This is a genomic window from Rheinheimera sp., assembly GCF_036782235.1.
In the GTDB taxonomy this organism is placed as follows: Bacteria; Pseudomonadota; Gammaproteobacteria; order Enterobacterales; family Alteromonadaceae; genus Pararheinheimera.
The window spans coordinates 28,241-53,650 of sequence record NZ_DAIPZL010000015.1; the positions used below are offsets into that span (position 1 = coordinate 28,241).

15 protein-coding genes are annotated in these 25,410 nt (G+C 48.9%); 6 read left to right on the top strand and 9 right to left on the bottom strand.

The genetic code is table 11. The annotated features are described in order from the left end of the window. Positions 1-2: 2 nt before the first annotated feature. The 5 genes from V7P87_RS14285 to V7P87_RS14305 all read left to right on the top strand — a co-directional run bounded on the left by V7P87_RS14285 (position 3) and on the right by V7P87_RS14305 (position 14,136). Positions 3-3,143, top strand: coding sequence for an efflux RND transporter permease subunit (locus V7P87_RS14285; RefSeq protein ID WP_333798021.1), 3,141 nt, complete (start codon positions 3-5; stop codon positions 3,141-3,143). Positions 3,144-3,368: 225 nt separating this feature from the next. Next, positions 3,369-3,713, top strand: coding sequence for a hypothetical protein (locus V7P87_RS14290; protein ID WP_333798022.1), 345 nt, complete (start codon positions 3,369-3,371; stop codon positions 3,711-3,713). Positions 3,714-3,789: 76 nt separating this feature from the next. After that, the gene (locus V7P87_RS14295) at positions 3,790-10,827 is read left to right on the top strand and encodes an FG-GAP-like repeat-containing protein (protein ID WP_333798023.1); all 7,038 of its coding nucleotides are present in this window, start codon (positions 3,790-3,792) and stop codon (positions 10,825-10,827) included. Positions 10,828-10,837: 10 nt separating this feature from the next. Beyond that, positions 10,838-11,275: a hypothetical protein gene (locus V7P87_RS14300; protein WP_333798024.1), complete on the top strand. Its 438-nt coding sequence runs from the start codon at positions 10,838-10,840 to the stop codon at positions 11,273-11,275. A gap of 566 nt (positions 11,276-11,841) precedes the next feature. After that, on the top strand, positions 11,842-14,136 hold the full coding sequence (locus V7P87_RS14305) for a TonB-dependent receptor domain-containing protein (RefSeq protein ID WP_333798025.1): 2,295 nt from the start codon (positions 11,842-11,844) through the stop codon (positions 14,134-14,136). A gap of 172 nt (positions 14,137-14,308) precedes the next feature. Here the strand turns inward: V7P87_RS14305 and V7P87_RS14310 are convergent, their stop codons facing one another. Continuing rightward, the gene (locus tag V7P87_RS14310; RefSeq protein ID WP_333798026.1) at positions 14,309-15,352 is read right to left on the bottom strand and encodes a patatin-like phospholipase family protein; all 1,044 of its coding nucleotides are present in this window, start codon (positions 15,350-15,352) and stop codon (positions 14,309-14,311) included. Positions 15,353-15,403: 51 nt separating this feature from the next. Next, positions 15,404-16,657 carry an anti-phage deoxyguanosine triphosphatase gene (locus tag V7P87_RS14315; protein ID WP_333798027.1) on the bottom strand — a complete coding sequence of 418 codons (1,254 nt, stop codon included), beginning with the start codon at positions 16,655-16,657 and terminating at the stop codon, positions 15,404-15,406. Positions 16,658-16,847: 190 nt separating this feature from the next. On the opposite strand from V7P87_RS14315, the gene V7P87_RS14320 reads away from it, so the two are divergent. Beyond that, a complete protein-coding gene (locus tag V7P87_RS14320) occupies positions 16,848-17,192 on the top strand; it encodes a YebG family protein (protein ID WP_333798028.1) in 345 nt (114 codons plus the stop codon). Positions 17,193-17,314: 122 nt separating this feature from the next. Here V7P87_RS14320 and V7P87_RS14325 read toward each other — a convergent pair whose 3' ends face one another. The 7 genes from V7P87_RS14325 to thiC form a co-directional block, all read right to left on the bottom strand. Next, entirely contained in the window at positions 17,315-18,664 is a 1,350-nt protein-coding gene (locus V7P87_RS14325) for a hypothetical protein (protein ID WP_333798029.1), read from the bottom strand. Between the two features lie 152 nt (positions 18,665-18,816). After that, positions 18,817-19,995, bottom strand: coding sequence for a 2-iminoacetate synthase ThiH (gene thiH / locus V7P87_RS14330; RefSeq protein WP_333798030.1), 1,179 nt, complete (start codon positions 19,993-19,995; stop codon positions 18,817-18,819). Beyond that, positions 19,992-20,762, bottom strand: a complete 771-nt coding sequence (locus V7P87_RS14335; protein WP_333798031.1) for a thiazole synthase — start codon at positions 20,760-20,762, stop codon at positions 19,992-19,994. Before V7P87_RS14335 ends, thiH begins: the two co-directional genes overlap by 4 nt. Before the next feature lies 1 nt (position 20,763). After that, positions 20,764-20,991 (bottom strand): sulfur carrier protein ThiS, encoded by a 228-nt coding sequence (thiS, locus tag V7P87_RS14340; protein WP_333798032.1) that lies wholly within the window; start codon positions 20,989-20,991, stop codon positions 20,764-20,766. Next, complete coding sequence (locus tag V7P87_RS14345; protein WP_333798033.1) at positions 20,991-21,953, bottom strand: HesA/MoeB/ThiF family protein; 963 nt, start codon at positions 21,951-21,953, stop codon at positions 20,991-20,993. Before V7P87_RS14345 ends, thiS begins: the two co-directional genes overlap by 1 nt. Then, entirely contained in the window at positions 21,944-23,569 is a 1,626-nt protein-coding gene (thiE, locus tag V7P87_RS14350; RefSeq protein WP_333798034.1) for a thiamine phosphate synthase, read from the bottom strand. The genes V7P87_RS14345 and thiE overlap by 10 nt, the downstream gene beginning before the upstream one ends. After that, positions 23,566-25,389 (bottom strand): phosphomethylpyrimidine synthase ThiC, encoded by a 1,824-nt coding sequence (thiC, locus tag V7P87_RS14355; RefSeq protein ID WP_442967976.1) that lies wholly within the window; start codon positions 25,387-25,389, stop codon positions 23,566-23,568. Before thiC ends, thiE begins: the two co-directional genes overlap by 4 nt. Positions 25,390-25,410 lie beyond the last annotated feature (21 nt).

The following is a 25,410-nucleotide window of genomic DNA, read 5'->3' on the forward strand; positions in this document are numbered from 1 at the left end:
CCATGTTTTTGTCAGATTTCAGCATTAAAAGACCCATGGTGGTGGTGGTGGTTACCATCGCCCTGATGCTGTTTGGCTATTTTGCACTAACCAAACTGAAAACCAACCAGTTTCCGGATGTACAGCCACCAGTGCTGGTGGTGAACGTGCCTTATCCGGGCGCTTCGCCCGAAACCGTTGAACGGGAAATTTTAAACCGGGTAGAAGACTCGATGTCGACTATCCAGGGTATTCGGGATATCCGCTCTTATGCCCGCGACTCCAGCGCCACTATCGTAGTGATCTTTGATTTTGATAAGGATTTAACGGCCGCAGCCCAGGAACTGCGTGACAGTATTTCGACGGTGCGCGATAAGCTGCCGAGCGAAATGAAAGAGCCTTTTATTAACCGCGCAGATCCCAATGCTCAACCTGTGATGTCGCTCGCTTTATCCTCAGATACTTTAACCCCGCTGGAAATTTCACGTCTGGCTGATGTGGATATTGGCCGTAAATTAAGGTCAATTCCGGGTGTTGCCTTGGTGACGCTGGAAGGTGAGCTGGAGCGGGAAATGACCATTTTCCTGAACAGCAACGCCATGCGCGAAGCCAAGGTGTCTGCGGTTGATGTGACCAATGCACTGCGCAGTCAAAACCTGGCGGCGCCTGTTGGCCGGGTGATGGATGGTTTGCAGGAGCAAAGTATTCGTCTGCAAGGCAGGCTTAAAGACATCAGTGAATTTGAACAAATGGTGGTCAAACAGAATGGCGATCAGGCCATTCGGTTAGGTCAGATAGCTGATATCGTTGACGGTGGTGCCGAGCAGCGCAGGTTATCGTTTTTTAACGGCAAAAAAGCACTGGGTATTGATATTGTTAAAGCGCGTGAAGCGTCAACCATCAGTGTGACGGACGCCATTAAGGCCGAAATTGAAGAGATCCGAAAACAGCTGCCCAAAGAAGTGGAGCTGGTGATAGTGCAGGATCAGGGCGAAGACGTTGCTGCCAGTATGCGTAACGTGACCGAAGCGCTGGGTCTTGGCGCTTTATTAACCATTATTGTGGTCTTTGTGTTCCTGAACTCCTGGCGTTCTACCTTAATTACCTCTCTGGCGCTGCCAACCTCAGTTCTTGCGTCATTTATTGCGGTTTGGGCCTGTGGTTTTACGCTGAACTTTATGTCGTTGCTTGGCTTGTCTTTAGCCATTGGTGTACTGATTGACGATGCCATTGTGGTGCGGGAAAACATTGTGCGCCATATGGAAATGGGCAAAGACAATATGACAGCCGCCCGTGACGGCACTAAAGAAATTGGGATGGCGGTGACAGCCACTACCATGTCGATTATGGCGGTGTTTATTCCTATTGCTTTTCTGGACGGTATGACAGGTCAGTGGTTTAAGCCTTTTGGTTTAACAGTCGCTTGCTCTGTTTTAGTGTCGCTTTTTATCTCATTTACCATTGACCCTATGATGTCAGCTTACTGGCATGACCCGGATCATGACAAAACCGCCAAACGCCGTGGTTTAGGCTTGGTATTCCAGAAGTTTAACAACTGGTTTGATCATCAGGCTGAACGGTATTCAAAACTGATTGGCTGGGCACTAAAACACCGTAAATCAATGTGGGCGCTGGCTTTTGGCAGCTTTTTTGGTGCCATTTACCTGCAGGGCGCCTTTGGTGGTTCAGGTTTTATGCCGGAAACAGACAATGGTGGTTTTATTGTCAGTATCCGCACGCCGTCTGAATCCAGTCTGGAATACACCCGGATAAAAGCGGCGCAGGTTGCTGAAATAACACAGAAATTACCAGAGCACCGTTATACACAAACCACAGTTGGTACCCAGGGTAATATCACCAGAGCCCAGGTATTTGTACGCCTGGTTCCGGAAAAAGACCGTAGCCGCTCAGCTGAAGAAGTGGCCACTGAAGTTCGCGCTCAGATCAAATCTTTGATTGGCGCTGAATTTACTGTGACTGCAGATTTAAGTGGCGGTGGTGGTGGTGACGGCAAAAAACTGCAAATTCAGTTCCGTGGCCCAGAAACCCGGGTGCTCGAAGGCATAGTGATGGATTATCTGGCCAAGTTAAAACAGGTGCCTGGTGCTGTGGATGTGGGCCTGTCGGCACAGGATCCAAAACCTGAATTGCAGGTTGAATTTGACCGGGGTCTGGCATCCAGTCTGGGCTTATCCATGAGTGATGCTGCCAGTGCGCTGCGTCTGGCCTTTGCCGGCGCAGAAATTGGTGACTGGGTCGACCCGACCGGTGAAACCCGGAATGTGTTTGTAAGGATCCGGCCGGAAGAGCGCGCTACAGTGCAGGATTTAGAGCAGTTGCCGCTGTTGTCCAGTAAAACCGGTGCCATGATCCCATTGGAGCAGGTGGCCACTGTGACGCTGGGCAAAGGTCCGGCGCTGATTGAGCACCTGGATCGTGAAACTATGATGGCGGTCAGCGCCAATATTGAAGGCCGCAGTTTTGGTGAAGTCTTTAAAGACGCCATGGATTTGGCCAAACAAATTAACTTCCCGCCTGGCTACGACTTAGTGGTGGGTGGTGAAGGCCGCGATCAGAACGAAGTATTCGGCAGTATTTTTGGTGCCCTGGGTCTGGCCGTGGTACTGATGTATCTGATTCTGGTGCTGCAGTTCCATAGTTTTATGGCGCCAGTGTCCATTATGATGTCACTGCCATTGTCGCTGATTGGTGTGGTGCTTGCGCTCTTGGCATTTGACTCAACATTAAACCTGATGAGTCTGATTGGGGTGGTGATGCTGATGGGCATAGTCGTGAAAAACGCTATTCTGCTGATTGACTGCGCCCGTAAGAAAGAACTGGAAGAAGGTTTATCTCTGGATGAGTCGTTAATTGCGGCAGGTCGTGAGCGTTTACGTCCTATTCTGATGACCACTTTTGCACTGGTGGCAGGTATGTTGCCGGTGGCAATTGGCATAGGTGAAGGTTCGGGCTTTTACCGGCCACTTGGTATCGCTGTTATTGGCGGTACCATCACATCAACCATTTTGACCTTGTTGGTGGTTCCGACTTTCTACGACAGTCTGGAAACCTTTAAACGTAAGATCAAAGCCCGCTGGCGCCGCCGTTTTGGCAATAAAACAGCTCAGACCCAAGCTGAAAAACCGCTGTTAACTACACCTTAAAATAGTGAACCGCTGCCACTAGATACAACGCCTGCAACTGCAGGCGTTGTTGTTTTTGCTGCCTTTAAACTGTGTTTTTTTTGCATTATCTACTGCAACCGGTTTGCTCTGTAGCTTTGCGTTTACATAAAAATATCATTCAGTTTTCACAAAATTTGCAAGTTGTGCGATTTTCGACCAAACCTAACGCTGCTCATAGTCGGAAATTTATCTAAAGGATTAGTTATGAACATGCCCAGGATCGTTTTTTACGCTTCTATGCTGGTTGTTTCTGCTCACAGCGCGCAGCTTTATGCTGAAGAGACCACAGATCGCAATATCCTCAGTATCGGCTGTCAGAAAGACAAAGGAATTTGCACCCTACAACTCAATGGCGATGCAGTGGGAGGTCGCGGCTGTTTGTCGAATATGCTGATGTTTAATGCGGCAACAGATAAAAATGCGGATGCGGTTTTGTCGCTGTTAAGCGCGGCATTTTTTGCCGGTAAAAAAGTCAGATTTGAGATCAGCGGGCAATGTGGTGACCAGGAAGGGATAGCTACATTCGATAGCTTTAGAGTGCTGAATTAACGATTGTTATTTCCAGACTGCCTGAGGGAATATCCCTTTGGGCAAACCTCATATGGATATGATGAAGGAACATGGAATGATAAAGCGCCTCCTGTTTGCGGTCTTATTGCTGCTAATGCTGTTTTGCTGCCCAGGTCATACCAAAGATTATCGTGGTTACCAGGTTTTTAGCGACCCGCAGGGCGCTCTCTACTTGATGGCTCCCAAGCATTTTATGCAACTGCGTAAAGCGCCGTCTATCCCCTTGAGCGTTCGGCCTAAAAATGGGTTGTTGAAAGTCTTTGAAGAGGACGGCGTTTGGAAAGTACAAGTTTTAACTGAAGCAGAGTGGGCGCTGTTAGAGCTCACAGAAGGGAATAGTCAGCTCCGGGATTTACAATTTGCTGATTTGGACGGAGATGGCATAGCTGACGCATTTTTGGTGTTAAGAAATCAGTTCACCCCTTACATCACACTGGAAAACCTGACTGGTGATGTCACTTTGTCTGCTGCTCAAGGGTACAGCATGGCCGAAGCGATGGCGACTTACCGACTGGTCGATGAAAATGGCGACGGCATTGCGGAAATAGTTTCAGACATCGAACGATTTGATGGTGGTAGCGGTACTATAGGGCGCTCTGCTTTTAAAACTCCGGGCCTATTGGTCGTTGGCATGACAACTGGTGAGTATCGAACTGATGAATCCGGGGCCGCGACTTACCAGATAGCACTGAACATCCCTGCAGGTATAGCGGGAGTGCAGCCAGAGCTTGGGTTTAGTTACAGCAGTGCCGCAGGTGATGGTTATATGGGCAGTGGCTGGAGTATCTCTGGTGCTTCGGCCATTAGTCGTTGCCCAAAAAACATCGCATCTGACAATCTGCAGGGCAATATTTCATTTTCACAAAGTGACCGGCTTTGCCTGAATGGTCAGCGCCTGATTAGCGGAACAGGCAGTTCTGACATAGGTGTATCAGATTCGACTTACTGGTCAGCAGCGAGTTATCACACTGAACTGGAAAGTTTTGTCAAAGTAAAACCGCATGGTGCCACCACTCAAGGGCCAAAAGCTTATACCGTAGAAACTAAGTCGGGCGAAATTCACTACTACGGCGATGTCTCACAGGTATCCGGCAGTGATGAGCGCAGTGTCTCAATGGCGTTGAGTCTGTTAAATACCAGTGGCGCCAGTGAAAGCTCTGCTGATGCACTCTTTGAGCTTAACGGCCTGACCACGCCCAGAATGTGGGCGCTCAAAGCAATCCGGGATGTAAAAGGCAATTATATCCTGTTCAGATATGCCGAAGACCAACTCAAAGGCGAGCATTATCTGACAGAGGTGCAATACACTGGCCGGCCATCGCAGGCACCTTTTGCCAGAGTGGTTTTTACTTACCGGGACAATAAGAAAAAACGCACCGGTTATCAGGCCGGACATCCGGTGAGCCTGACAAAAATCCTCGACAGCGTGACTGTCCATCAGGACAACCAGCAGTATCGTTATTATCAGTTCCAGTACTCAGAATCCGATGTGCTGGAAGAAAAAAACTATCTGACAGCGCTGCAGGAATGTACCTCCGATACGGCTGCTTTATGTTATCCGGCGGTTAGTGTGCAGTGGAACAAGCCAGCATCCAGTAACAGTGGCATCCAAACCGTTTGTGTCAACGGTGAATGCTGGCCGGAAGCAACCACCGATGCTTATAGTCCCATCAGTACCACATCAGTGAAAAAAGGCAGCTCTGTCGAGCGAGTCTACCAGCATTTGATGGATATGAATGGCGATGGTTATGCCGATATGGTTTACCCAAGCGCAGGATCCTGGCGTGTGCGTTTTGGTAACAATAGCATGAGCTATAGCTCGGAAGTGACCTTGTCGACTGTTGGGGTGAATAAAAAGGAGTTTGCCAAAACCATTGATTACAACGGTGACGGTCAACGTGATTTGTTGGTAGCCGACAGTGCCATTTCTAACTGGTTTATCCTGACCTATCAACCGGCAGCTTCGACAGTACAAAGCTGTGAGCCACAACTGAGTTCCGGTTATTTGTGCCCGGACGTGACCATGAGCTTTAGCTACAACAGCATCAACACCGGGCGCACAGCAACAGGGTTGGAAAGCTCCGCTATGGTGGCTGATATCGACGGCGATGGCATGGAAGACATACTGTTTATGGTTAACGGCCAATTTAAGGTGTATCGCAATCTCGGCATGACAGGTTCAACACACAACGGTTTTAGCGCAGCGACGGATGCCGGCACTACAGTGTTTGAAGATGGTGATTTTTACGATGATTCGCTGCCTGTTACTACGGGGCTAAAACAATCATCTGCCTCTGATGTGAATGGGGATGGCAAAACCGATGTGATGGTGTACGTACTGGGTGGCCTCTGTGATGGCGCGACCGGGTGGACCCGGGCCGAATGTCTTTATGAAGGGCGGGTATGGACATCCTTATCCGAATGGAAATTGTTTATATCAAATGGCAGCAGTTACCAGCAGAGTGTCAGTCTTGGCACTTCCGCAAAACATATCAGGCCGGTTGATCTAAATGGTGATGGTTATTCAGATTTTATGTATCAGCTGGGGACTAACTGGTATTACCGTTTATCCAACGGCAGCACCTTAGGTCCTGTGCAGGATGCGATGTTATCGACGCCTCAGGATAGAATTGCGCTGACCTATTTTCTGGATCTGAACGGCGATGGCCGCACCGATGTACTGCAAGCTACCAGTTACTCCAGCTGGAGTTTTGTGCTGTCCCGCCCACACAGCGATGCTGGGAAAATTATTTTTGAAAGCCGTGGCAGTTACAATTTTGCCGCCAATTCAACCATTCAGTTTGCCGATGTGAACGCCGACAACAAACTGGATTTACTGACAGCATCAGATGACAGTGGCTGGAACATTTTCATCAATAGCCGCTCAGGTATCAATGACCATACAGTGAGCACTTTTACCAATAGCTGGGGTGTACCAACCGAGGTGCAATATGCCAACATCAGTAACAACGTCGTTTATTTTCGTGCCAACTCCAGCAACAACATCAATTCAGATTATTTCTCACCACGCAGCGGTTTTTATGTGGTATCCCGCGTCAGGACAGAAGTAAAACCCAGTCAATGGGTGTCGGTTGATTATGAATATGGCGGCTTATTACTGCACAAAAAAGGCCGCGGCTTGCTGGGGTTTGAGCACTTAAGAACCACAGATCTGCAAACTAATGTGGTGACAGAAAGCCGTTATTATCAACTATGGCCCTACACCGGGATGCCCAGAAGCAGCTCACAATCCCGTGGTGGTTATGTGATGGCAACGGCCAGCAATACGGTGCAAAATCTCACCAGTGCATTTGGCGGCAATTACCCTTACATCAGTAGCAGTACTGAGAATAAATACTCACTGGGTTCTAATCTGCTCAGCTCAACTGCCCTCAGTACCATTGCCAGCACTTTTGTGTATGACAACTATGGTAATTTGTCTTCCAGCACTGTGACGCAGTCCGACCCACAAAATAGCAGTAACAATCTGCTGACATCGACCACAAATACCTTTAATCAGTCAGCGTCATACCAACGTTATGGTCGCCTGACGGCCAGTACTGTCACTAAAACACTGAAAGTTGGTGGCACCATAACCAGTAATATCAGCCGTTCCAGTAGTTTTAGCTATGACGCGGATTATCTCTTAAAAACTGAGACTTATGCGCCAAATCTTGCGGCAGCAACGTCGGTAACAACCCATGGTTATGACGCTGCAGGCAACAAAATTTCGGTGTCAGTTTATGCACCTTCAGGCAGTGATGGCACATTACCTGTGACCCGGACAAATTCCACTGCCTATACAGCAAATTATCGTTTTGTGGCCAGCACCACCAATGCGGCAGGTCGCACCGCAATTTATAAATACAATGGCTTAGCAGCCAGCACCTTTGCCGGCAGTCCGGCACTGATCAGCGCTATCGCAGTGACAGATGCCAATAACCAAACCAGCACCACGAGCTTTGATGGCTTTGGTCAAAGCACCAGTAGCGCACTCAAAGGTGCAGCGACTTCTGACATTCAGGTGAATTCGGCACAAAGCCGAAGTTTCTGTAATAGCTGCAATAGTCTTTTCCCGGATGCTTATATCAAAATTATCAGCACCAATGACGCAGGTGCTGAACAGGAGCAATACCTCGATAAATATGGCCGCGAAGTGGGGAGCAGAACAAAGTTACCGCTCTTAGGTTATGCAGTGACCCGTAAAACCTATGACAATCAGGGGCGTCCTTATCAGAGCTTCGAACCCGCCAAAGATGCTGTGTCCAGTTACAAAACAACAGCAGGTTATGACGCACTCGGCCGCATTAGCACAACCACGATGCCAAATAATGGCGTGACCGCCATCAGCTATAACGGATACAGCACAACAACCACAGATGCACTGTCGAAAAATAAAACCAGCACCCAAAACTATCTGGGGCAGGAAGTCAGCATCACTGATCATAACGGAACTTTGCTGAGTTTTAGCTATAACGCCTATGGTGATTTGCTGACTGCATCCAGTGCTGGTGTCACCCGCTTAAGCAATGTCTACGACAACTATGGTCGTAAAACGTCGATGACTGATGTTGACAAGGGTAACTGGAGCTACAAAACCAATGGTTTTGGTGAAACCGTCAGCCAGACAGATGCAAAGAGTCAAACCACCACTTTTGAATTGAATGCGCTTGGTCAGTTGCTGCGCCGATACGACCCATCGGGCACAGTGTGCTGGAGTTACGGTAGCTCAGCTGCAGCCTACAACCTGGACAAGCTGGTGAGCGTAAAACAATGGAGCAGCAATCAGGCTTGTAATAGCGCAACAACTGCAATTTATCAGGAAGGCTACACCTACAACAGCAAAGGCTTGGTCAGCAATAAAACAGTAACCACCGAAGGTACAACATTTAGTTTCACGTCAGCTTATGACAGCCTGGGTCGGCCTTATGAGCTGACATATCCGCTGGTCAATGGGTACGGCGGCCTCATAGTACGCACTGAATATAGCAATGGTGTGGCCTATAAAAACACCGATGTGACAGGTGGTGTGGTTGGCACTGTATATCAACAAATTACCGGCTTTAATGCACGTGGCCAGGTTGAAACAGAAGTGTATGGCAACGGTGTGGTGCAAAACCAGGTTTACGATGCTGCGATGGGCTGGCTTGATAATGCGGCCGTCAGTAAAAGTGGTGTCACCCAACAAAGCTACAACTACGATTTTGACCTGGTGGGAAATGTTACGCGGCGTCAAATTAGTTTTGGTTTATTAAGCAGCGCCAATATGGCGGAGACTTTTGGTTACGATAACCTGCACCGTGTGACCAGCCGCACCGTTACCCAGGCTTTTGCTTTAACCGGCAATCTCGGTATGACCGAAAGTTATGGTTATGATGCCAATGGCAATATCAGCAGCAAAACCGGTGTCGGTCACTATCAATACAATGTCAGCGGCAAACCCAACCGGCTCGCCGGGGTCTGGCAAAACAGCAATTTTAGCGGCACTCAGTATTACAATTTCAGTTACGACAACAATGGTAATGTGATCAATGACGGTAAACGCAGTTTTACCTACACAGCCGATGATAAGCCGCTGCTCGTTACCCAGGGAGCAGAGACTACCAGATTTAGTTATGGTCCAAACCGCGAACTGATTAAGCGTGTTGATGCCAGAAGTTCGGGCACGACGACCACCTTGTTAATCGACAACCTGTATGAGCAGGTGCAACTTGCAAGCGGCGTCACAGAGCATAAGTTTGTTATCGGCAACGCAATTGTTACACGCAGAACTGTTGGTGGTCCGCAGGTTTATTATTTACATAAAGACCAGCAAGGCAGTACAACAGCCATTACCAACCTCGATGGCAATCCGGTACAACAATTATTGTACGACCCGTGGGGCAGACAATATCAAGTGAGTGCTGCAGTTCTGACTTACAGCAGTCAGGCAACCACTTACGGCTACACCGGCCACGATATGGTGAACGACTTTGAAGTGATCCATATGGGTGGCCGAAGTTACAACCCGGTGCTTGGCCGTTTTATGCAGGCTGACCCATTTATTCAGCAAGCATCAAATCTGCAAAGCTTTAACCGTTACGCTTATGTGCTGAATAACCCGATGAGTTATACAGACCCCACTGGGTATTTTTTTAAAGCACTAAACAAACTATTTGGAAAGTTCGCGCCCCTGGTTTCCATAGCAATTGCGATATACATGCCGGGACTGAACTTTTTACAAGGTTTGAATGCAGTACAGATAGGCGCAGTCACGGGATTTGTGTCTGGTGGCGTCGCCACTGGCAGTCTGCGCGGCGCTCTTACAGGTGCTATATCGGGGGCAACGTTTGGGAGCCTGCATAACTGGAAATCCAATCTCATCGCTAAGGGAATAGACTATGGCCGCATAGCTGCACATGGTATGGTTGGGGGTATCTCCAGTGTATTGAGCGGTGGCAAGTTTGGTCATGGTTTTGCAGCTGCTGGGTTTACACAAGCAGCCAGTGAGATTGGTGGTGAAAAACTATTTGTGGAAGGGGCAGAATCATTCCCAGACCGTGCTGCAAATGCAATAAAAGCAGCAATAATTGGTGGCAGCGCATCCGTGTTGTCTGGCGGTAAATTTGGGAATGGGGCAATTACTGGTGCGTTTTCGAGGTTATTGAATGATGATGCTTTTCGAAAGTCAGTTGATAGAAGTGTTTATGCAGCGGAAGATGGCGAAGTTGAGGCTTTAGGCTGGGAGAAGGCTAATGACCATAAAAAAGGATACGGGTACAGACTGAAATTAAGAACAGAGGTGGATTCTTCACTATTTGTTTATGGCCATTTAGATCCAAGTTCTTTGGCTGTTACGAAGGGAGAAATGGTTAAAAAAGGTCAACTTCTTGGCAAATATGCAGATCCGTCTAACGGAGATTCTACTGCTCCCCATTTGCATTTTGAGCAGTGGAGCAAAGACGGCGTGCGCTTAGACCCCGCGGCATATCGTTCGATTGTGCTTCCAAATTACAGACAAACTGACTACATAAGATTTCGTTCAATACACCCAGTGACAGGAAAGGCAAGGTGGCATAATGGATATGATTTAATCGGAGTTTCAAATAATTAAGGTGAAAGTAATGAAAAAACAAATCTCTATAATTTTTCTTATGCTAGTAAGTACATCAACTCTTGCTAACAACGCCGATGCGCTTTGGAATTGGTATTTTTCCGGTATAGCAACAAGAAAACCGAACACTGAAGTACTAATACGCAAAGGATCAGCCAGCGTAACATTGAAAGCTAGCACCATTCATATTGAATTTAATGAAAATGACATGCCTAATTTGAATGCTGTTTACACAGGTGTCGTAAAAAAAAATATGGAGATATCTGGTACTTTAAATGGTTTTTTCTTTCATGGCTCGGAGTTGTGGAGTGGCGTATTCAGTAGAAAAGAAACACCAGCAGGCTGTCACTGGGAAGAGATTCTATTGAGACCAAACATTTTTGATGGTTCAGTTTTGGTGTTGTCACGTGTACAAGGGTGTAAAGTTATGACGGATGTAAGTGAGTAGTTTTTACAAAAAAACAACATCCAAATTTTTAACAGATAACGCAAGTGCATTTCTGCTCAACGAATTTTGGCTGTTAGCGAATATGTATCTGGACACCCACCATAACTGATCTCCGAATACTGCAATAGCGTGTCGTTTAAGATTTCTGATAAGACCAGCGGTATGATTGGCTCGGTATAGCAGAAAATCACCGGTATCATTTGTCGTGGCTAGGCGGGAACCGAAGTCGATGGCGCGACACAGAAAAGCTACAATTGCGATTTTGACCTTGTGGGAAATGTGATCTGATTTACCACTTTAGTAGTGCGGAAGTGTTACCAAATTTTCATAAAAAAGAATGGGTTGGGAAATGTATTACTTACAGGAGTTGGAGTTCAGTCAGCACCAGCCCTCTCACTGTCAGTTAGGTCACAAATCTTAAATCTGTCACTTTATTTTCACAAACCCGTCATTTCTGTGCCTCAGTATTAGCCGCCGTCGGTCACTGATCAGACCAACTACAACGATGAAAACAAACAACTATTTAGGCGCGTTTTTGTGCAGGCGCAATTTTGGGAGATTTGACTGTGTTATCAACCCGTTTACACCCTTTGTCACTGGCATTATTAATGGCGTTACCGGCAACAGCTGCAGTGCCGGTTGAAGAAATGGCCAGCAATGTTGCCGCTGAGGCTGCCATTGAAAAAATTTCGGTGACAGGCAAAAAAGTGGCTTATGCCAATAATGCGACTGACGAAAGTGCCAAACTGCAACAGGCAGCCATTAGTAACGTACTGGATTTAATCAACAAATTGCCCGGTGTTAATGTGGCACAGGGGGATGCTTTTGGTAGTGATGACTACACCACGACTGTCAGTATGCGTGGTTTTGTTATCGACAGGGCCGATCAGCAGCTGGGTATTACCATTGACGGTTTGCCAAATGGTGGTTCGGCCTATGCCGGCGGCAGTAAAGCAAACCGTTATCTGGACAGTGAAAACACAGCTTTTGTTGAAGTCGGTCAGGGCTCAGGTGATATCAGCTCTGCTTCTTTGGATGCGCTGGGTGGAACCATTAACTTTGTGTCGGCCAACCCAATGGCAGAACAACAAGCCAGGCTTGATTACAGCACAGGCAGCTTTAATGCCCGCCGTTATTTTGCCCGTTTTGACTCAGGTGAAGTATTTGGCAATACCACGTCTTATGTCAGTTTGTCGGACAGCTACAACAATCGCTGGATTGGCACTGGCAGCAATGGTTTTTCCAATCGTTTACATGCTGAAGCCAAGTCGGTGACTGAGCTTGATAACAGCAAAATTACCGCCCGTTTTTCGTATGATGACGCCCACGAAGATAACTACGACTATCGTAGCCTCGAACAATTTAAACAAAATCCGAAATTCGACGGTTTAACCAACGTCTGGACAGGTAACCCGGATATTGATCAGAACTTTGCTGAAGCCTGGTCCACGTTACGCGAAAACACGCTGGCTTATGTAAAAGCTGAATTTACCTTAACTGACAGCATGCAGCTGGATGTCAGCCCCTATTTGCACTTGCAGGAAGGGCGTGGTGACTGGTTGCCGCCTTATCAGGTCTATGCCACTGACGCCAAAGGCCAGAAAATCAGCCAGGGTAATGGTGCAAAACGCACCACCTTTACTTATGTCGACGCACAGGGCAGGCCTATCCTGGACCCTAAGGCAGACTTAACAAACGCCAAAAGAGTATCCTCTTACCGTCATACCCACTATGACAAAGATCGTTTTGGTATCACCACAAATCTGAACTGGCAGCTGGACAGCCAGCTGATCCGCGCCGGGATCTGGCTGGAACAACAGCAGCGCAATCAAAGCCGCGACTGGCATCAGGTGCTGGATGCCAAGGTGTATCATTATTTTGATGAAAGACCATACTGGGTGCAGTTTAACGACGACTATCAAAACGATGTGATGAAGTTATACCTGCAGGACAAAATCAGCCTTGGTGATTTAGAGCTGACGCTGGGTGTTCAGCAATATCTGGTGGATGTGGAGCGCACCGACAATTTTAACAGCGCCAATAGCGGCAAGCTGAATTCAGATTCTGACTTATTGCCAAGTGCTGGTCTGGTGTATCCGCTGAGTGCAGAAGTTGAAGTTTTTGCCGGTTTTTCCAAAAACTTTAAAGCCATTCCGGATACTTTATTAAATACCGTCGGTCAGGACTTTAATAAGCTGGAGCCAGAAACGGCCGACAATATGGATTTTGGCCTTCGTTATCAGGGTGAAAGCGTCAATGCGTCGGCCACTTTATATCAAATTAACTTTGATAACCGTATTACCTTATTGGCTTATCAGGAAGTGGATGGAGCGCCGGATTATCTGACTGAGCTGGACGGTACCTTTGTAAACGTTGGTGGTGTGAAATCCAAAGGTCTGGAAGCCAACATCGATTGGCGTTTTGCCGACAGCCTGAGCCTGAATTCGTCGTTAACGCTGAATAACTCAGAGTACACGCAAAATGTAAACGGTTATCGTGCTGGCGACAAAGTCGCTGCTATTCCGGAGCAAATGCTCAGTGCAACCTTCAAATACCAGCATGATAACTACCGTGCCGGTTTAGGTGCCAAGTACACAGCTGAATATTTTGGTGCTGCAAAACGCACTGAAATGAATAAAGTTTCCATCTGGAACCGCGACAATATTCCAGCCCACACTTTGCTTAATCTGTATGCCGGTTATCATGCCGAAATGGCGCAGGCAGGCTTTGTACAAACCCTGGATTTATCTTTTGTCATCAATAACCTGACAGATAAAAGATATATTGCCGGTGGTCAGGAAGGTGCCTATTTGTTAGGCGCTGAACGCTCCGCCAGCCTGACGCTGAGTTTAGGTTTTTAAGCAAAGTTAAACATACTGCAAAAGAGTAAGGACAAGCTGCGGCTTGTCCTTTTTTGTTCAGACTGGCCTGAAACTCCCGCTGTTGACAGGCGCTTACCAAGCCATAGGCACTGGCGCTGTTCGCAACCGAGTACAGTTCACAACAGCATGACTTTTACAATGCAGAGCAGTGTTACAAAGCTTCCAGCTGGTAGTTACCTGTTTTCAGCGCCTGCGCCAATTCAAAAGAACGTTCTGTGACTTGTTGCCAATAGGCGATGCGGTCGGCGTCTGATAATTTGTTAAAGTCGGTGCGGTCCGGAATTTTGCCATAAGGCAAACTTTTCACCCAGCTGTCGCTTGGGCACAACAACACTAAATTATGGAAGTTCCGCTTGTTACCACGGCGCCATTTTAAGCTTTTATCAAACCAGCCCGGGCTTAAATGCGGGTAAAAATGTGGATACAACACCAGGCCTTGCTCGCTAAAAGGCCAGTCAAAGTGGTAATCCAGAATACCGCCGTCAACAAAAATACCGCTTCCTGCTTTGGCGATGTGAGCGACAGGGGATATCACCAGCGGAATGGCACCAGTTGCCAAGAGCGCGGTTTTTAAATTGCCCTCACCAAGCGCCACACGCTCAGTGGGCAAATTGTCGAGCCTGCGAAATGCATTGGCTGAAAGCGGGTGCTGAAACAAATATCTTTGATAAAACAGCCCCAGGCTGCGCCGGTGCACCAGATTGGCAGCAGCCACCAGCGATAAAGCGCCAAGCTGGGCCACTTTGGGTTGTAACTTGCTGATGCCTTTGGCGCGCGCCACCACAAAATTCAACTGAAATACCGGATTTTCCACCACCTGACGTACATGCTCTGCAGTTGGAAATACCGCGTCCATCACGGTCGCGGAAATCGCCGTCACTTGGTGAATATCGGCGTTGGGCGGGTAACATAAGTTGCGATAAGCGTCGCAAAAACGTCTGGAGGCAGCGGCCGGGTCTTGTTGACCATAACAGGCAAAACGCCAGGCGCCGGCCGAGCTGCCTAAAAGCTGTAACGGTTTTTGCCGGCCTTTAAAAAACTCACTACAAAGATACTGATCAAGCCCGAATAAACTAAACCATTTGGGGCCGCCGCTGGCACCAACCAATACTTCAACGGCGTCGCTGGTTAAACCATGTTGCTGTAAATGTAAAAGGGCGGTCGGGCCTGCTTTTACAATAAGTGGTGAAGCCAAAGCTGCTCCTTGCTGTTGTCAAAATTGCCAGGAAAAAATGAAACTGCCGGATTATAAAATACGGCCATATAAACGCTGATGCATACGCTCGGCATATTCGTCGGTCATGCCGGCAATATAATCGGCAATCACCCGCTCGCCGGCGCCTTTGTGTTGTTGCAGTTGCCAGCGCTGCTGGGTATTAAAGGGCAATAACCGCAGCGGGTCGCTGTTAAAAGCACTAAAGAGTTGTTGTACGATACGCTGGCCACGAAATTCCAGCTGCTGCAAGCTTGGATGCAGGATCACATGGCGGTATACAAAAGACTTTAACAAGGCCAGCATCTGTTGTTCCACTTTAGGTAGCACAGCGTTATAACGAATTAAGGGTTCAGCAGCTTCTGGCAATACCTCTGCCCATTGCACATGGGTAATAAGGCGGTTCACCAGCGCACCTATGGCATCTTTTCGAATGTGATGCGCCTGATGAAACAGTTTGTCGCCAACGTCCCGTAAAAACTGCGTGGCTTCTGCCGGCCAGTCACGACAGAGCTCAGGTAGCTCCTGTTGCCAGATTTGCTGTTGCACTGTGCCTGTCACAACAGCGTCTTCCAAGTCATGTACACCGTACGCAATATCGTCCGCCAGCTCCATAATTGCTGCGTCTAATGACTTAAAACGTGAACGGATAAAAGGTGCCTGAGTGAGTTTTTCAGTCTGACAAAATAAATCTCTGTCCGAAGCCGTCAGCGGCGCAAGGATCCAGTCGAGTAAATCTTCGTCTTCCCGATAAATGGCTTTGCAGGGTTTTTGTTTATCAATCACCTTCGGCTGTAACAGCGGATATTTTAATAACCCCAACAAAGTGCGGCGCGCTAAATCCATGCCACCCGATGCGGTGTAAGGTTCGAGTTTGCCAACAATCCGCAGTGTCTGGCCATTGCCTTCAAAACCGCCAAAATCAGCCATGACTGCGTTTAATGCTGTTTCACCACCATGACCAAAAGGCGGATGGCCAATGTCGTGCGCCAGACACAAAGCTTCCATCAGGCTGTCTTCCGGCAATAAGGCAAGCAACTGTGAAGTTGGCGCGTTTAATCTCAGCTGCGCCACCAAAGCAGTGCCAATTTGGGCGGCTTCCAGGGAATGGGTTAACCGGGTGCGGTAAAAGTCGTTTAAGCCAACGCCCATAATCTGGGTTTTGGCCTGCAGTCTGCGAAAAGCTGCACTGTGTAAAATTCTGGCTTTGTCACGTTGCCAGGCACTGCGATGATCCAGTGGTCTTTGGGTTGCACTGGGCTCGCGTCTTTCATTCCATGCCGACATATCAGTTCCTGTACTGCAAAGGTGCCTTATGCTACGTCATTTTTGAGTCGCTTGCGACTAGGGCAAAGTGCAGTTGCTTGCATGCTTTTGAAAAAAAGCTGGACAAAGATTTTATAAATACTGTATAAATAACCAGTATTCTTTATTTCTGATAAATATCGCTGATATTCACAACAAGAGGCAACACAACATGGCCGTGATCGTAAAATATGTGGTTGAACGCAACGGAGTAGAAAAAATGACTTTTGCTGCAAAAAACGAAGCCGATGCTTATGACAAAATGCTGGATATGGCCGATGACTTGTTTGTCGTGCTCGGCGCCAGTCAGCTGCTGCAAGATGAACAGATGCAGGAAACGCTGGCAATGTACTTAGCGCAGCATAAAGACGATGTGTTACAGGCGCTTGGTGCTAAAGCGAAAACGGTTAAAAAAGACAAAACCACTGAGCCTAACGAGATCCAAACCGATGTAAAAACGGACACAGCAGAGCAGGAACAGGCAAATAACACCACATTAAATTTGGTTGCAGCTTAAGTTGAAGCCTTGATGCAAACCTAAGTGCAAGGGTGCTGTGGTTAAAAGCAGGGCGGATAAACTTATTATCGGATAAACAACAAGCCCGCTATAGCGGGCTTGTTGTTTATGACAAACCTGATTTAAGGCTGAGTCAGCTGTTGTTGCAAGGCTTTTGCCTGAGCCAGTGTCTTACTGGCAGCATCCAGTTTTGCTTTGGCGGTGGCAACGTCGGCCGGGCTGGTGGCTTTTGACAACAAAGCCGCAGCCGCTTCCACTTCAGCCTGTGCTTTGCTCACTGCCGCATTGGCAGCTTTTAACTGCGCAGCTTTATCGGCAACTGCAGTTTGTTGCGCCTTATTTTGCATCAGGCTGGCTTGTTCAGCGGCCATTTCTGCTGCTAAATCATTGTCTTCAGCCATTACAGCTGTTGGTGCTGCTTTAACCGCATTTAAACCTTGGCTGGCGGTATTTGCCTTATGTTCAATAGCAGTTTGCAGCTGCGTATTCAGCTGAGTTACAGGTTCGGTCAGCGCTTGTGTGTGCGCTTTAATTTGTGTATCGGCCTCTTGTTTGAGCTTTGTTTGTGCCTGAACCTTCAGTGCCTCGCTTTGTTGCGCTGCACTGGTTAGCGGGTCTTTAACTGCTGTTTGCACCTGTGTTTTGATGGCAGCAACAGGCTGAGTGAATGTTTCGAGCTCTGTTTTAGTTTGTTGTGTTACCTGGGATTTGACCGCCTCAGCAGGTTGGATTGCATCCTTGAGCTGGGTTTTTACCGCGGTCTGCACATCAGTTGCTGCTTTTACTTGCTGTTTTACGGCATTTAATTGTGATGCAACAGGTGCTGTTGTGGTATCGATCAACTGCTGTTTTTCCTGTTCAAGCTTTGCTTTGGCAAGATCTTCAGCTTTGGCCCCGCCAAGCACAGCGCCGGCCAGCTGCTGTTGCTGCTCGCTCAGGCCAAGCTGGGCTGAGGCTTCGCTGCTGGCTTTTTGCAGTGCTTTTTGTTTGAGCTTAACCGGGTCCGCATAGTCGGCCAAATCTGCCGGCCAGCTCGGAACCACTTTGGCCGCCTGATTATTCAGCTGCTCAGCAAAAATCATCGGGGCGCCGCCGGAAACCAGCATCACGGCCATTTGGTTGGTCTCGGAGTTCCAGACAAACCCTGCTTTTTCCGCCATTTGTGGGATAGGGGTGTGGTTGGACACCAGATAGAACAGCGGACCTTCCTGCTGTAACTTATCGGCAGTTTTTAACAAAGTGACGGCTGTGTCGTAATGTTCGCCCAACAGCGGTTGCATCCGGTTTTTGATCAGCGGTTGCTCTAGCAGGTTCATTTCATTGGGATCAAGCCCAACCAGCGGCTTCAGTAAAGCCCACATCAGTTGTCCCTGCGGGGATAACAACAGGGCAGGTGCAACACAACCGGCCAACAATAACATAAGGGCAAAAACCCAAGAGCGCTGCCATGAACGGCGAACTGATGCAGACACGCGAATATTCCTGATCTGATTGGATAAAATATGGCCGACAGGCTACCACAGCGATAAATAAACGGCCAGAGTAACACCGCCGGCAGATTAAACCGCTTGATGTCAAATCAGTACTGAACCGGTGTTCTGAGCCCCGGTGTTCTGAGCATGAACTACTGAGCTTCACCACGGCCAAAAGCCGGGTGCCAGTTGGTCCAGACGGGTTGCAAACCCAGGCTGACCATCACCTCTGCCATCAGAGCCGGGCTGCGTTCATCATCAATGCTAAATTGTTGCAGCGCCTGAGGCGCCACCCGATAACCGCCGGGCTGGGTTTTGGAGCCGGCGCTCAGGCTGGTGATCATCAGTGGCAACAACAGATCACGCAGTCTGGCGTTTTCCCGGGTGGATAAGATCAGTTCAAGTTCAGGTGCAAAAATACGAAAAGCACAATACAGCTGAACCAATTCGGCATCACCGACCAGCACCGCCGGTTCAACACCGCCACTGCAGGGCCTTAACCTGGGAAAAGCCACACTGTACTGGCTGCGCCAATAGTGTTGTTGTAAATGGCGCAGATGTAAGCCAAGCGCCAACGCGTCGAGCCGCCAGTCGGTAAGGCCCAATAAAATGCCGAGGCCAATTTTGTCCATACCGGCTACACCCAGTCTGTCTGGGCAATTCAGCCGCCAGCGCATATCAGTTTTATTGCCTTTTAAATGATATTGCTGATAAGCCAGAGGTTGATAAGTTTCCTGGTACACCAGTACAGTGTCGATGCCAAGTTGTTTTAATTCCTGATAATCGCAGCTCGAAAGCGGCTGCACTTCTAACATCAGACGGCTGAATAAAGGCCGCAGTAACGGAATTTGCCGGCGAAAATAATCCATCCCCACTTTTCGGTCATGTTCACCTGCCACCAATAGCAGCTGATCATGTCCCAGAGCTTTAACAGCTTCTGCTTCCTGTAACAATTCTTCGCTTTGCAGTACCCGGCGTTTAACCGCCTGACTCATGGAAAAACCACAATAAGTACATTCGTTGGCACAAAGGTTCGACATATAAAGTGGTGCAAATAACTGCCGCGCCGCGCCAAAGTGCTGCCTTGTCAGCGCTGCCGCGCGCTCGATAAGGAGTGGCAACGAGGTTTTGGCGCCAGGGCTTAATAATACAGCCAAATCTGAAAGATCCGGTGTTTTGGCATAAAGTGCCTGCAGTACCCTGCTTTGATCGGCAGTGATAAGTTGCAGCTCAGTAAAATCTGTTTGTGCCAAGACATCGCTAAATAGCGGCTGACTAAAAGTCGTTTGTTTGCTGTTGCTAGCTGCCGTTTCTACCTGATGGTGAGTCATTGTAAATAATCCATTAAAGCGTCCACTGGACTGGTGGCACTTGCCCCGTGCTGCGCCGGAGCAAAACGGGCTTTTAAGCCAGCAGCACCAGCTTCAACCGCCAGTTTAAAGGCGCTGGCAGCCAAAACCGGATTTTGTGCTGTGGCAATAGCTGTGTTCACCAGAACAGCGCTGGCACCCATTTCAATGGCAGCACAGGCATCAGATGCTTTGCCGATGCCAGCATCGATAATCACCGGTACCCTGGTCTGGCTGATAATAATGTCCAGCATCAGCCGGTTTTGCAGGCCCTGATTGGAACCGATGGGGGATGCCAGCGGCATCACAGCGGCACAACCTGCATCCTGCAGTGCCAGGCAATGCACAGGATCAGCGCTGCAGTATGGCAATACAATAAAACCTCTTTTGCACAGCTCTTGCGCCGCCACCAGGGTTTGGTGTGGATCCGGCAATAAATAACGGGGATCGGGGTGAATTTCTAGTTTCAGCCAGTTGGTTTGCAGCAATTCGCGGGCAAGTTCGGCGGCAAAAATGGCTTCTTTTGCGTTTACGGCACCTGACGTATTTGGCAATAACCGTACTCCGGCCTGCTGTAGTGGCGTCACTAAATCAGCAGAAGCCTGGCCTGGTTTAACCCTTTTTAACGCCAGAGTCACCATTTCTGTGCCACTGGCCTTAACCGCATCCAGCATTTGTTGTGCACTGGCAAACTTGCCACTGCCAAGCAATAAACGGCTGGAAAATTGTTGTTGCGCAAGTTCAAACATCTTAACCTCCGGCCACCAGATTAAATATCAGCAGCTCGTCTTTGGGCTCTAGTTGTTGTGTTGACCATTCTTTGCGGGTTAATACCCGCTGATTCAGCGCCACTGCAACTTTTAGCTGCTCGTCAGACTGACCGCTCCAGGCTGTTAACAGCGCTGCGACAGTTGCCTTAGCTTCAATCACAAAAGCTTGTTGATTAACAGTGAGTTGCATCATTTGATGTCCGTGCATCAGAAACTCCTTGTGACTTGCGCTGTGCTATGGCGTTCAGCCATGAACACTGGTTGAGATGATTCTGTGGCTGCGCCAAGGTTGGGATCAGAGCGACAAAGCAGCTGCGCGCCCTGACAAACAGCGCAGTCTTTATCGACTGTGATGGTTAAAGGCACAAAGTTTTGTTGTTGATGCTGATACAGCAAAAACCAGCCTTGTTGTTGTACACCGCGTAAATAATTTAAGGCACCGCTACTGAGCTGCATGGCAAGCGTTGCGACCAGCGGCGCAAATACGCCCTGACTGGCGCAGCCTCCCGGTGTCAAAGGCACATCCTGCCCCAAACACTGCAAGCAGCCCATGCGCCCGGGTTTAGGCTGGTTTTGGGTGTTGTGTTTAATGTCGTGCTTACCAGGCTGTGGTTTTTGCACAAAAGCAGGTGGCATCAACCAACTGTAGCCCTGATAAGCCACCACTGAGGCGCCAGCCCAGGCTTTCTGGTACTGATGGCACAGCCGGTTCAGCAGTAATTTTGTCGTCTGGTTGTCGGAGCAATCCAGTACAAAGTCCACTTTGGGGAGCAGCAGATGTAATAAAGCCTCATCAGCATACTGAGCAAGTGCCGTCAGCCGTATATATGGGTTATAGGATTGAAGAGCCGCTTTGGCGGCCTCTGCTTTATTCAGGCCAACATCAGCCGGACGATACAAGGGCTGGCGCGGCAGATTGCTAAGCTCAACGGTATCACCGTCACAAAGCCATAACTGACCTACACCAGCGCCAGCCAGATAGGTAGCGGCAGGGCAGCCTAAGCCGCCCAAACCAATTAGCAGCAGCTTTTTTTGTTTTAATAACAGCTGCGTTGCTTCACTCCAGTCCGGTAGCAGCAGCTGGCGGCTGTAATATAAAAACTCCTGATCCTGCAGTGTTTCAGCTCCTTGCGACGACGAAGTGGCAGCTTTGTGTTTGTTCAGCGACATAAGGTGCTCCCTGAATGACCAGCAAAACCATGACGTACTTCAGAAAAAGGCGGATACAAGGTCTGGCAGTAAGACTGCAACTGCTTTAACGCTTGCTCAGGTTGAGCCGCTTTTGTAATTGCAGACACCACAGCCACACCCCGCACACCGGTTTGCAGCACAGCACTGATGTTGTGCTCTGCAATGCCGCCAATCGCCACTGTAGGTATCTCGTCACAAAGCCAGACGTAATCTGCCAGACGTTTTAAACCCTGAGGTTGAGATGGCATTTGTTTGGTTTGGGTTGGGAAAATATGGCCAAGAGCAATATAAGATGGTTTTAGCGGCAGAACAGCAGCAAGCTCTGCATAACCGTGGGTAGACACACCCAAACGAAGGCCTGCGCCGGCAATCGCCGCTAAATCAGCTTCTTGTAGATCCTCCTGGCCCAGATGTACCCCATAAGCCTGATATTCAATCGCCAGTTGCCAATGATCGTTAATAAAAAGCTGAATTTGATAATCACGGCAAAACTCCACTGCGGCCGAAATTTGCGCCCTGAGTTCTTGTTCGGTTTTATTTTTCAGCCTTAGCTGCACAATGTGTAAACCCAGTGGCAACAAGCGCTTTAACCAGCTGATATCGTCCAGCACCGGATAAAGGCCAATACACTGGCTTAAGCGCGGGAATATAGGGGCGCTAGACTGCAACAATGCCAAACTGACAGGGGCTGTGGCACCCTTTGTGGCTTTAACTGGCGCTGGATATAAGGCCGGAAAATCCTGTTGTTGCAGCGGCCAGCCCAATCGGGCCAAAGTACCTGCACCCTGACCAGTGGCATAACCGGCGCGCAGACTTTGTTGTAAATAAGCCCGGCCTAATACGATTGCATCAATCAGGTCGTAGTTTTGTGCCCATAAAGCGGCGATGGCTGATGCCAAGGTGCAGCCAGTACCATGTTGATGCGGGCTATTCAGTCTGTTGCTGTAGAGTTTTATTGTGCTTTGCTCGGCTGGGCTTTGCGCTACAGGGCTTTGCGCTGTTGAGGGCACAAACAGATCAACAATGTTGTTGTTTTCATTCGGTGCGGCATGGCCAGCTTTTAATAAAATGGCTCCCTGATAAAAAGTCCGCAGTACAAGCAGCTGCGCAGATGCTTCTTCGCAGTCGGCTGAATTTGCCTGTTGCTGCACTTTGGCAAAATAAGCCAGCTCCGGTAGGTTTGGCGTCAGCAGCTGCACTTGTTGCAAAAGTGCCAGACAAGCCTGCCGGCTGATATCTGATAAACAGCGGCCTGTGCTCGCTATCAACACCGGGTCCCAGATCACCGGGCACTGTGGTTGATGGGTGGCCAGCCACAATGCCAAAGCTTCAAGCTGTGCATCATCAGCCAGCATACCAATTTTAATTGCGGCCGGCGGTAAGTCCTGCCACAAGGCATGAAGCTGGCTGCATAAAACCTCGGCAGAGAGTGCGAATACATCTGTCACCGCTACACTGTTTTGTGCGGTCACCGCTGTGATCACTGTGCAGCCATGGCCTGTTAAATCAGTAACAGTTAATAAATCGGCCTGAATGCCGGCGCCGCCACCGCTGTCACTGCCGCCAATACACCAGACAATAACTTTATTGCTCATAAAGGCTCCGCTTTCGCAGTTGCCCTAAGAGCCGAAGTTAAATTGTCCGGACGTACCGCATCCACCGGCACCGACAGCTCACGCAGTTGTTGATTAAGTTTCATTGAACAGAACTTTGGCCCGCACATCGAACAAAATTCGGCGTGTTCATCGGCCTGCGGGCTGCTTTGCTGGTAATAACTGCGTGCTGTGTCGGGGTCGAGCGCCAGATTAAACTGATCCTGCCAGCGAAAATCATAACGGGCCGCCGATAAAGCGTTGTCGCGAAGTTGTGCCGCCGGATGGCCTTTGGCTAAATCTGCAGCATGGGCGGCAATTTTGTAAGTAATCAGGCCTTGTTTGACATCTTCTTTATCTGGCAATCCCAGGTGCTCTTTCGGGGTCACGTAACACAACATGGCGCAGCCAAACCAGCCAATCAGCGCAGCACCAATTCCGGAAGTAATATGATCATAACCCGGCGCTATGTCGGTGGTTAGCGGGCCTAAGGTATAAAAAGGCGCTTCATGACAATGTTTTAACTGCTCTGTCATATTGGCCTGAATAAGATGCAAAGGCACATGGCCAGGGCCTTCAATCATCACCTGCACATCATAAGCCCAGGCAATTTTAGTCAGCTCTCCTAAGGTGCGAAGTTCTGCAAATTGTGCTTCGTCGTTGGCGTCTGCAATGGAGCCAGGGCGCAGGCCATCGCCCAAAGACAAGGAAATATCGTATTGGGCACAAAGCTGACAAATTTCTTCAAAGTGGCTGTAAGCGAAGTTTTCCTGCTGATGCAGTTCACACCACTGCGCCATAATAGCGCCGCCGCGTGAGACTATGCCGGTTAATCTTTTGGCGGTAAGGGGTAAAAACGCCCGTAACACACCGGCGTGAATAGTAAAATAATCCACCCCTTGTTCGGCTTGTTCTATCAGGGTTTCTTTAAATAACTCCCAGCTCAGCTCATTGACCCGGCCACCCACTTTTTCCAGACACTGGTAAATGGGTACAGTACCCACTGGCACCGGGCTGTTACGGATGATCCACTCGCGGGTTTGATGAATACGCCGGCCTGTGGATAGATCCATAATAGTGTCAGCGCCCCAGCGCACTGACCAAATCAGCTTTTCTACCTCTTCTTCAATACTGGAACTCACCGCCGAGTTGCCGATATTGGCGTTTACCTTCACCAGAAAGTTACGTCCAATGATCATGGGCTCAGCTTCAGGGTGATTGATATTCAGCGGTATAATGGCGCGGCCAGCCGCCACTTCAGCGCGGACAAATTCAGCGGTAATTTGTTTGGGAATAGCAGCACCAAAACTTTCGCCCTGGTGCTGAGGGGCCAAACGTTCATCCTGCTGCCTGGCTAAATCGGCCAGCGCCATATTCTCCCGACAGGCAATAAATTTCATTTCAGCGGTGATAATGCCAGCGCGGGCATAATGCAGCTGAGTGACTCTGCGGCCAGCTTTGGCCACCCGGCATGGCACATCAAATTCGGTGGGCCAGGCATCCAGTTCAATATTGTCATCCTGATAACTGCGCTCCACCAGTTCGGTATCAGCGCGCTCATCCAGCCAGCTTTGACGCAGTTGTGGCAAACCACGGCGCACATCCAGGCTTTGTGCCGGGTCACCAAATGCACCACTACAATCGTACAGCAACACCTGACTTTGGCTTTTATCACTGAGCCTGACAGCACGGCAGGGGACCTGAATATTGTCACCAGCATCGAGATAAATCCGGCTGGAACCAGAAAATAACTGCGGGGTTAAAGCGTGAATATTATGTTGTGCCTGCTCACGGGCGGCGCGGCGGTTTTGTGGTTTAGACATAGCAATCCTTAATAAACCAAA

Bases quoted from the DNA above. Each gene is read 5' to 3' on its own strand.
- V7P87_RS14285 (WP_333798021.1), top strand. From the start codon at position 3: ATGTTTTTGTCAGATTTCAGCATTAAAAGACCCATGGTGGTGGTGGTG.
- V7P87_RS14290 (WP_333798022.1), top strand. From the start codon at position 3,369: ATGAACATGCCCAGGATCGTTTTTTACGCTTCTATGCTGGTTGTTTCT.
- V7P87_RS14295 (WP_333798023.1), top strand. From the start codon at position 3,790: ATGATAAAGCGCCTCCTGTTTGCGGTCTTATTGCTGCTAATGCTGTTT.
- V7P87_RS14300 (WP_333798024.1), top strand. From the start codon at position 10,838: ATGAAAAAACAAATCTCTATAATTTTTCTTATGCTAGTAAGTACATCA.
- V7P87_RS14315 (WP_333798027.1), bottom strand. From the start codon at position 16,657: ATGTCGGCATGGAATGAAAGACGCGAGCCCAGTGCAACCCAAAGACCA.
- V7P87_RS14320 (WP_333798028.1), top strand. From the start codon at position 16,848: ATGGCCGTGATCGTAAAATATGTGGTTGAACGCAACGGAGTAGAAAAA.
- thiH (WP_333798030.1), bottom strand. From the start codon at position 19,995: ATGACTCACCATCAGGTAGAAACGGCAGCTAGCAACAGCAAACAAACG.
- V7P87_RS14335 (WP_333798031.1), bottom strand. From the start codon at position 20,762: ATGTTTGAACTTGCGCAACAACAATTTTCCAGCCGTTTATTGCTTGGC.
- thiS (WP_333798032.1), bottom strand. From the start codon at position 20,991: ATGCACGGACATCAAATGATGCAACTCACTGTTAATCAACAAGCTTTT.
- V7P87_RS14345 (WP_333798033.1), bottom strand. From the start codon at position 21,953: ATGTCGCTGAACAAACACAAAGCTGCCACTTCGTCGTCGCAAGGAGCT.
- thiE (WP_333798034.1), bottom strand. From the start codon at position 23,569: ATGAGCAATAAAGTTATTGTCTGGTGTATTGGCGGCAGTGACAGCGGT.
- thiC (WP_442967976.1), bottom strand. From the start codon at position 25,389: ATGTCTAAACCACAAAACCGCCGCGCCGCCCGTGAGCAGGCACAACAT.